We start from the raw sequence: 8,029 nt of genomic DNA on the forward strand, positions 1-8,029 counted from the left end.
GTTGATCCAATAGATCCAATAGATCCAATAGATCCAATAGATCCAATAGATCCAATAGATCCAATAGATCCAATAGATCCAGTAGACCCGATTGATCCTGTAGATCCGGTGGATCCAGTTGATTCAAATTTGGAAATTTGCCTTTCATTAGAAAGTGGGTATCAACAGCGTCCAGTTATTACTGGTCAAACCAATGCCCAAGATGGAAGTGAAATTGTTATTGTTATTAGGGATTCAGTAGATTCAGTACAAACTTTAATAACAACAGCTCAAAACGGTGTGTTTGAAGCACAAATGCCAGATATTCTGGCAGATGGCCAGTATTGTGTTGAAGCCAGCGTGACAGAAATTGAAAGTGAGCGTACTGCCAGTACGGAATCAGCAGCCGAAGTTTATGCTGTAAGTGTAAAGTTGAATCCCTTAGAGGATAGTTTTGAGCAATATCCGACTATCAGTGGTACTACTTCATTAGCTGATGGCACAAAAATCATAGTCGTGGTGATAGATGCCGCAGGAAATGAACAAACCCTGAAAACAGTAGCGAAAGGTGGTCTGTTTGAGGTGGTAGTGGAAGATGCCTTGGCAGATGGGCAATATAGCGTACAAGTCAGCGTGACTGAACCTAATAGTAACCGTACTAGCTGCTCATATGCAGAAGCTATTGTAGATAACTTAACTGTATGCCTTGAAGAGCCGGAAAAAAGCACTGAGCAATACCCGGTTTTAAGTGGCTATTCAAATGCGTCAGCCGGGAGTGTAGTTATACTTAAAATAAGTGATGGATCTGGAGATATTCAAATTCTTACCACGTGTGTGGATGAAGCTGGTCATTTCTGTATTCAGGTTCCGCAAGCACTTAATATTGGTCAATATATAGTACTCGCTACAGTAGTGGATTTAGAAACCCAGCGTCAGGCAGATAGCTTAACTTCATCAAACATTTGGGTATTACCTTTAGCAGAAGTTTCAATTGAGCCTATTGCTTTGCTGAAAGATCCAGAAATTACGACTTCAGTAAAAATTAAAGGAAGTATTTCGGGTTCGGCAGGTAGTGAAGCTGTCAAAGTTGAAGTAAAAGTCGCTGGCAAGACTTATGAAGCTGTTATTGATGAGGCAGATAATTCATGGAGTGTTGATGTTCCAGCAGGGCATTTGCGTATGGATACGCAGGTGGAAGTGATTGGTATCGTTAAAGATATTCAGTCTCAATTAGAAAGCCTGCCGTCTCAACCTGTAATAGGAACTATTCCTGTTGAAATTACCTCGGCACAGATTGTGGTTGGTGGTGATGGAGATGATGATATTGTCGGAGGAAGTTCTGAAGATATCCTGGTGGGTGATTTGGGTGGAGTACAAACTTATACTGAAGCCGGTAAAAACTACAATATCGCCATGTTAATTGACCTGTCTGGCAGTATGGCGGGCACCATTAAATATAATGGTAAAAATATGACTTATGCACAAATGGTGCAAGAAGTGCTCAAACATTTTAGTTCCATTTTAGCCAAGCATGATGGCCTGATTAATTTCAAAATTATGACCTTTAGTTCGAAAGATTCTTGGGGATTCAACTATTCAGGCAATCGAAAATCTATCGAAATTTCTGCTCAAAGCTTAAAAGATCCAAAAAAACTCGCAGAACTAGAGTCGTGGATTAGTCAAAAGATTACTGCAACTTCCGGAACCTTCTCATCAGGAGGAACTGACTATAATGAAGCCTTTAAACAGGCAACTGACTGGTTTAATAGCGCGAATATCAAAAATTCAGGTTATGAAAACCAGACCTATTTCATTACGGATGGTGAACCGACCGACAATATTTCTAGTAACCAGACAAATTTTGCCAAATTAGATCAACTCTCAAAAGTGTTTGCGGCAGGTATTCTTCATCCAAAAGAGGAAACGCTTAAACTATATGACAATACCAATGAACAGGGGGAGAAAGTTGCTATTGGTGAAGGCTCGGTTGCTGTACTGAAAACTCCGCAAGAATTGATGGCTTATATTATTGGAGAACAACTGGTTACTCAGCTCAATCCGATGGGTCATGATAATATTCATGCCGGTGCCGGTGCCGATGTCATCTTTGCGGATACGATCAATACGGATCACCTGACTTGGGATGGACGTATTTCTTCGCAAGGTTCTGGTTATATTGTGATTGAAGAATACTTGAAATCACAAAAAACTGTAGGTGAGGTATTAACCCAGCAAGAAGTCTATACCTACCTCAAAAAACACTTTAGAGACTTTATCAAGGAAAATGATACCCATGGCGGTAATGATATTATCAAGGCGGGCAGTGGTGATGACATTATTATCGCGGGTGCGGGGAATGACACCATCTATGCTGATCAAGGTAATGACCTGATTTCTTCAGGCTTAGGTGTGGATACTTTGGTCTACGAAGTATTAGATGCAGCGGATGCAACTGCCGGTCATGGTGTAGATACCTGGATCGATTTTAATTTAGCAGGTTCAGGGCAAAACTCTAACTTGCTGGATGTTGATGTTATCCAGTTTGATAAAGAGTTCTTTGATGGTTTACTGTCTGACCTAAGTAATATCAATGACTATATTACAGTTGAGGATATAGACGGTCATGCAGTGATTCGTGTTGACCGAGATGGATCAGAATCAGAATTCCAGTGCATAGATCTACTGATTCTGGAAAATCAGCAAGGACTCACTTTGCAGCAGCTTTTGTCTGAGAACCAGCTAATTATTGGTTAAGTATTATCATGATTTAAAAAAGCAGTCTTGGGACTGCTTTTTTATTACTTCTTTAAAGGATTAAGGAACTAAAATCTTTAGCTCACGCAGAATATTGCATAGCTGAATCATCGGCATACCCATCAGGGTAGTTTGATCCTGCCCGATCATGGTTTCAAACAGACTAATCCCAAGGCTTTCACATTTAAAACTACCGGCACAATGCAGGGGCTGTTCGATCTCTACATAACGCTCAATTTCCGCTTGAGACAGTTTGCGGAATTTGACTTTGTAATGTTCTACCAGCGTACGTTCAAAACCGGTTGATTTCTGCTGAACGCTAAGAGCCGTACTGAAATACACAATCTTGTCCGAATTGGCCTGCAGCTGGCGAATGGCCTTTTCTATTGTTAAAGGCTTACCCATAAAGATATCTGGTGCGCCTTCACGCCAGGCTACCTGATCAGAACCGATCACAATCGCATCAGGATGTTGCTCAGCGACATGACGAGCTTTTTCAAAAGCCAGGCGTTTGGCTAATTCATCCGCATGATTTTCACCTTGGGGTGATTCATCTATGTCCGGGACGACCAATACGTAATCAAGGCGTAAACGGTTCATCAGTTCTTTACGGGTCTGGCTTGAAGAAGCCAAGATGATTTTTGCGGTATTCATTAGACAGCGTATTCTTCTAAAATATGGAGAGGAACGTAAGCAAGGACAGCTTTGTGACAGGCTTGCAGCTTGATCGGTGGTGCTTGTCCAGCTTCATAAGCTTCTACCCAGCGTGTCACGCAGATACACCAGAAATCACCAGGTTGCAGTCCAGGAAATCCCAGTTCTGGTAACGGTGTAATCAGGTCATTGCCCACTTTCTGGGAAAAATTCAGAAATTCAGAGGTCATCTGTGCACAGACAGTGTGCTGTCCCAGATCGGTAGGTGCGGTATGGCAAAAGCCATTACGGAAATACCCTGTAATGGGATCAAAACAACAGCTCGCCAAAGGCTCGCCCAGAACATTAAGACGGTTAAGATTAGGATCAGGATGTATCGACATAGGTACTGAATCTGGAAGAAGCTTTTTTCTATCATAACAAAACTTTGGCATTCATAATGTTTTCTGCAAAAGATGCTAACCTTTTTCTGCATAATCATTTAAAATCGCCTCGTTTTTAATATCTATAAAGAGAGCTCTACAATGAACTTTCAGCGTATGACTGACCTTGACCTGACGGGTAAACGTGTTCTGATCCGTGAAGATTTAAATGTACCGGTTAAAAATGGTGTAATCACTAGCGATGCGCGTCTACGTGCTGCATTACCAACAATTAAAGCTGCAGTAGAAAAGGGCGCGGCTGTCATGGTGTATTCACACCTTGGTCGTCCAGTTGAAGGTGAGCCGAAGGCTGAACAGTCTCTTGCGCCTGTAGCAGCTTATCTGACTGAAGCATTGGGTCAGGAAGTAAAACTTTTCACAGACTATCTGGATGGGGTTGAAGTTCAGCCGGGTCAAGTGGTTTTACTGGAAAACTGCCGTTTCAACGTAGGTGAAAAGAAAAATAATCCTGAACTTGCAGCGAAATATGCAGCACTTTGCGACGTATTTGTGATGGATGCATTTGGTACTGCACACCGTGCAGAAGCATCAACTGAAGGTGTCGCTCGTTTAGCTAAAGTAGCAGCAGCAGGTCCTTTATTGGCAGCTGAGCTAGATGCTCTTGGCCGTGCATTGAAAACGCCTGAAAAACCAATGGTAGCGATCGTTGCAGGTTCTAAGGTTTCTACCAAGCTTGATGTTTTGACTTCATTGTCTGATATCTGTGATCAATTGATTGTTGGTGGTGGTATCGCAAATACGTTCCTTGCAGCTGCTGGTTACAATGTGGGTAAATCATTGTGTGAAAATGACCTGATTGATACAGCGAAAGCGATTGCAGCAAAAGTTTCAGTTCCACTTCCAACTGATGTAGTTGTTGCTGATGCCTCTGAAATCAACTTTGATGACTTCCTGGGTTCATTAACTGCCGCTAAAGCGACTGTGAAGAAAGTTGAAGATGTTGCTGACAATGACATGATCCTTGACGTTGGTCCAGAAACTGCAAAAGCATTTGCTGAAATCCTGAAAACCTCTAAAACAATTCTCTGGAATGGTCCAGTCGGCGTATTCGAAGTAGATCAGTTCGGTGAAGGTACTAAAGCATTGTCTTTAGCGATTGCTGAATCTGAAGGCTTCTCGATTGCTGGTGGTGGCGATACTTTAGCTGCAATCGACAAATACGAAGTTGCTGACAAAATTGGCTACATCTCAACTGGTGGCGGTGCATTCCTTGAATTTGTTGAAGGCAAAACACTTCCTGCAGTAGCAGTATTGTTAGAACGTGCTTAATCGCATGCCCTAATGTAAAAAGCTGGCTTGATGCCAGCTTTTTTTTATTTTTAAAGCTTATTTATTCCAGATCTGTTCATCATTGATTCATTAAAGTGCAATAAAGCTGTCATAAGATGCAGACAATAGAGTATGAAGATGAGATCTTTAGATGAAACAGCACCTCATTTTAGCTGCATTGCTGGCAGCATCTTTTATGTTTACTGCCTGTACCCAGCAGAAAAATACACCGGCAGAGGACGTAGAAAATCCAACAGCTGTAAATGAAGAGACTATTAGTCCGGAACAGCAAGCCGCAATTGATGCGATTGATAAACCGGTTCTGGATGAAAAAAATACAGATGTTCCGGCTGAAATTGCCAATGCACCTGCAGATGCCGCGACTGCAGCTGAATCTGTAACAGGTGCTTCCGAGCCTATGACACCATAACTCAGACTATGCAAGTAAAAATCCCTGCTTTTGCAGGGATTTTTTATAAAATATTGTATTTTTTGGCTGTATTGCAATAGTTGAACATGTAGAATATGGCCCATTACCTGGGAGGATATTATGGCTCTTATTTCGATGCGCCAGCTCTTGGATCACGCCGGCGAACATGCTTACGGCGTACCAGCGTTTAACGTAAACAACTTAGAACAAATGCGCGCAATCATGCTCGCAGCAGATGCAACGAATTCACCTGTAATCGTGCAGGCATCTGCAGGTGCTCGCAAATATGCAGGTGCACCATTCTTACGTCACCTTATCTTGGCTGCAGTTGAAGAATGGCCACATATTCCAGTGGTAATGCACCAGGATCATGGTACTAGCCCTGACGTATGTCAACGTTCAATCCAGTTAGGCTTTACTTCAGTTATGATGGACGGTTCACTGGGTGAAGATGGTAAAACACCAACTTCATACGAATACAACGTTGATGTGACTCGCCGTACTGTACAAATGGCACATGCATGTGGCGTTTCAGTAGAAGGTGAAATCGGCTGTTTGGGTAGCCTTGAAACAGGTATGGCAGGCGAAGAAGATGGTGTAGGCGCTGAAGGCGTACTTGACCATTCTCAACTGCTAACTTCAGTTGAAGAAGCTCGTCAATTCGTTGCAGATACCAACGTTGACGCATTAGCTATTGCAGTGGGTACTTCACACGGTGCGTACAAGTTTACTCGTCCACCTACAGGCGATATTCTTGCAATTGACCGCATTAAAGAAATTCATGAATCACTGCCAAATACTCACCTTGTAATGCACGGTTCAAGCTCTGTGCCACAAGAATGGCTGGCTGTGATTAACCAGTATGGCGGCGACATCAAAGAAACTTATGGTGTTCCTGTTGAGCAACTGGTTGAAGCGATCAAGCATGGTGTTCGTAAAATCAACATCGATACTGACTTGCGTTTAGCTTCTACTGGTGCAATGCGTCGTATGATGGCTGAAAAACCAAGCGAATTCGATCCACGTAAATTCTTCAGCGCAACTGTAGATGCAATGAAGCAAATCTGTATCGACCGTTACGAAGCATTTGGTACTGCAGGTAATGCAGACAAGATTCGTCCAATCTCTTTAGAGAAAATGGTTGAGCGTTATAAATAATTCCTTGTGAATAATTTATAAGAAGAGCCCACAGCGAATGTGGGCTTTTTTATATATAAATAAAGATGAAGAATAAGAGCAGCATATGGAACTGATTTTTATTGCAGCATTATGTAGTGTTGCAGTCTCAATACTCTTAAAAATCGCTAAGAATAGAGGCTTGAGTCCAATCCACATGATTAGCTGGAATTATGTCACAGCTAGCGTATTGTGTTTTTTCTGGTTCAAGCCAGACATTCAGCATATTTCCATGAGTCAGACTCCATGGCTACTGATTCTGGCGCTTGGCGTTTTATTACCGAGTGTATTTCTATTTCTGGCCAAGTCATTACAAACAGCAGGAATCTTAAAAACTGAAATTGCCCAGCGATTATCAGTCGTATTATCACTGGCCGCTGCTTATTTCATTTTTCAGGAACAATTTAACCAGCTCAAAATTCTTGGTATTGCCTTAGGGATAAGTTCCGTACTGTGCATTCTATTCTCACATCGTCAGGCATCAGAAAGCTCCAGGCAGGGAATGTTTTTTCTGGGCCTGGTGTGGTTTGGTTATGCACTGATTGATGTCTTGTTGAAATATACTACCAGCCTTGGTCTACAATTTGCTGTGGCACTGAACTTGATGTTTATCTGCGCCATGATTCTGTCGATGATCTATCTGCTGCTGCAATATCGTCATCTGGGTTCTGGCAAGGATATTGGTTTCGGTCTGTTATTGGGTGCGTTGAACTTTGCCAATATTGCTTTTTACGTCAAAGCACACATGATGCTCAAAGATACGCCAGCGATTGTATTTGCGGGCATGAATATTCTGGTGGTGATTTTTGGTGTGATTGCAGGATTGCTCATCTTTAAAGAACGACTCAAACCTGCAAGTGTGATCGGGTTGATTCTAGGTGTGATTAGTGTTGTTTGCCTAGCATATGCAATGTCTGTTTAACATAGGAAGATGCAAATTCAAGCGGATAACGTAACAGGTCTTCTTTTTCAGCCCGTCCAAGCAATAAGCCTGCCTGTTTGCAGTCTGGACAATGCGGATAACGATGCTGGGCATTAGCATAGTGATGTAAATAGATCTTATCGCAGTGTTTGCATTCGAATTTTAAAGAGCTGGATGGTAAAACAGACATGGGTACCTCTAATTGTTATTCTAGTTGGATGTTTGGAGAATAAAGCGAAAATTAGGCCCGAATTGACAAGAAAAGGGGCACTAGACCATTGCTGTCCCACAATTTTTCACAAGAGGAAGCTCAAATGAGCTTCCTCTTGTTTTATGGGTATTTTATCGGGTGAAAATAAAGCTTTTAAAGTTCTTCTTTCAAACAAATTCACTTGAATTATT

8 protein-coding genes are annotated in these 8,029 nt (G+C 42.0%); 5 read left to right on the plus strand and 3 right to left on the minus strand.

Going from position 1 to position 8,029, the window contains the following annotated elements:
• Window positions 1–2,733: VWA domain-containing protein (locus FTV31_RS08200; protein WP_180014176.1), on the plus strand; the 2,733-nt coding region annotated here is incomplete at its 5' end.
• A 60-nt stretch (window positions 2,734–2,793) separates the two neighbouring features.
• On the opposite strand, the gene FTV31_RS08205 is transcribed toward FTV31_RS08200, so the two are convergent.
• The gene (locus FTV31_RS08205; RefSeq protein ID WP_180014178.1) at window positions 2,794–3,387 is read right to left on the minus strand and encodes a nucleoside triphosphate pyrophosphatase; all 594 of its coding nucleotides are present in this window, start codon (window positions 3,385–3,387) and stop codon (window positions 2,794–2,796) included.
• Window positions 3,387–3,770 (minus strand): DUF2237 family protein, encoded by a 384-nt coding sequence (locus tag FTV31_RS08210; RefSeq protein ID WP_034170328.1) that lies wholly within the window; start codon window positions 3,768–3,770, stop codon window positions 3,387–3,389. The genes FTV31_RS08205 and FTV31_RS08210 overlap by 1 nt, the downstream gene beginning before the upstream one ends.
• 141 nt (window positions 3,771–3,911) lie before the next feature.
• Between FTV31_RS08210 and FTV31_RS08215 the strand changes: the two genes are divergently transcribed.
• From FTV31_RS08215 to FTV31_RS08230, 4 genes are all read left to right on the plus strand, one after another.
• Window positions 3,912–5,099: a phosphoglycerate kinase gene (locus FTV31_RS08215; protein ID WP_180014180.1), complete on the plus strand. Its 1,188-nt coding sequence runs from the start codon at window positions 3,912–3,914 to the stop codon at window positions 5,097–5,099.
• Window positions 5,100–5,250: 151 nt separating this feature from the next.
• Window positions 5,251–5,529, plus strand: coding sequence for a hypothetical protein (locus FTV31_RS08220; RefSeq protein WP_180014182.1), 279 nt, complete (start codon window positions 5,251–5,253; stop codon window positions 5,527–5,529).
• A gap of 120 nt (window positions 5,530–5,649) precedes the next feature.
• Entirely contained in the window at window positions 5,650–6,687 is a 1,038-nt protein-coding gene (gene fba, locus FTV31_RS08225; RefSeq protein ID WP_180014184.1) for a class II fructose-bisphosphate aldolase, read from the plus strand.
• Window positions 6,688–6,772: 85 nt separating this feature from the next.
• On the plus strand, window positions 6,773–7,627 hold the full coding sequence (locus tag FTV31_RS08230; protein ID WP_180014186.1) for a DMT family transporter: 855 nt from the start codon (window positions 6,773–6,775) through the stop codon (window positions 7,625–7,627).
• On the opposite strand, the gene FTV31_RS08235 is transcribed toward FTV31_RS08230, so the two are convergent.
• A complete protein-coding gene (locus FTV31_RS08235; RefSeq protein WP_004786112.1) occupies window positions 7,590–7,817 on the minus strand; it encodes a hypothetical protein in 228 nt (75 codons plus the stop codon). The two genes, FTV31_RS08230 and FTV31_RS08235, sit on opposite strands and share 38 nt — an antisense overlap.
• Between the last annotated feature and the right edge of the window lie 212 nt (window positions 7,818–8,029).

Source organism: Acinetobacter sp. YH16031, assembly GCF_013417335.1.
GTDB lineage: Bacteria > Pseudomonadota > Gammaproteobacteria > Pseudomonadales > Moraxellaceae > Acinetobacter.

What these genes read in the sequence shown, in the direction of transcription:
- FTV31_RS08220 (WP_180014182.1), top strand. Translation starts at nt 5,251, where the DNA reads ATGAAACAGCACCTCATTTTAGCTGCATTGCTGGCAGCATCTTTTATG.
- FTV31_RS08235 (WP_004786112.1), bottom strand. Translation starts at nt 7,817, where the DNA reads ATGTCTGTTTTACCATCCAGCTCTTTAAAATTCGAATGCAAACACTGC.
- fba (WP_180014184.1), top strand. Translation starts at nt 5,650, where the DNA reads ATGGCTCTTATTTCGATGCGCCAGCTCTTGGATCACGCCGGCGAACAT.
- FTV31_RS08230 (WP_180014186.1), top strand. Translation starts at nt 6,773, where the DNA reads ATGGAACTGATTTTTATTGCAGCATTATGTAGTGTTGCAGTCTCAATA.
- FTV31_RS08215 (WP_180014180.1), top strand. Translation starts at nt 3,912, where the DNA reads ATGAACTTTCAGCGTATGACTGACCTTGACCTGACGGGTAAACGTGTT.
- FTV31_RS08205 (WP_180014178.1), bottom strand. Translation starts at nt 3,387, where the DNA reads ATGAATACCGCAAAAATCATCTTGGCTTCTTCAAGCCAGACCCGTAAA.
- FTV31_RS08210 (WP_034170328.1), bottom strand. Translation starts at nt 3,770, where the DNA reads ATGTCGATACATCCTGATCCTAATCTTAACCGTCTTAATGTTCTGGGC.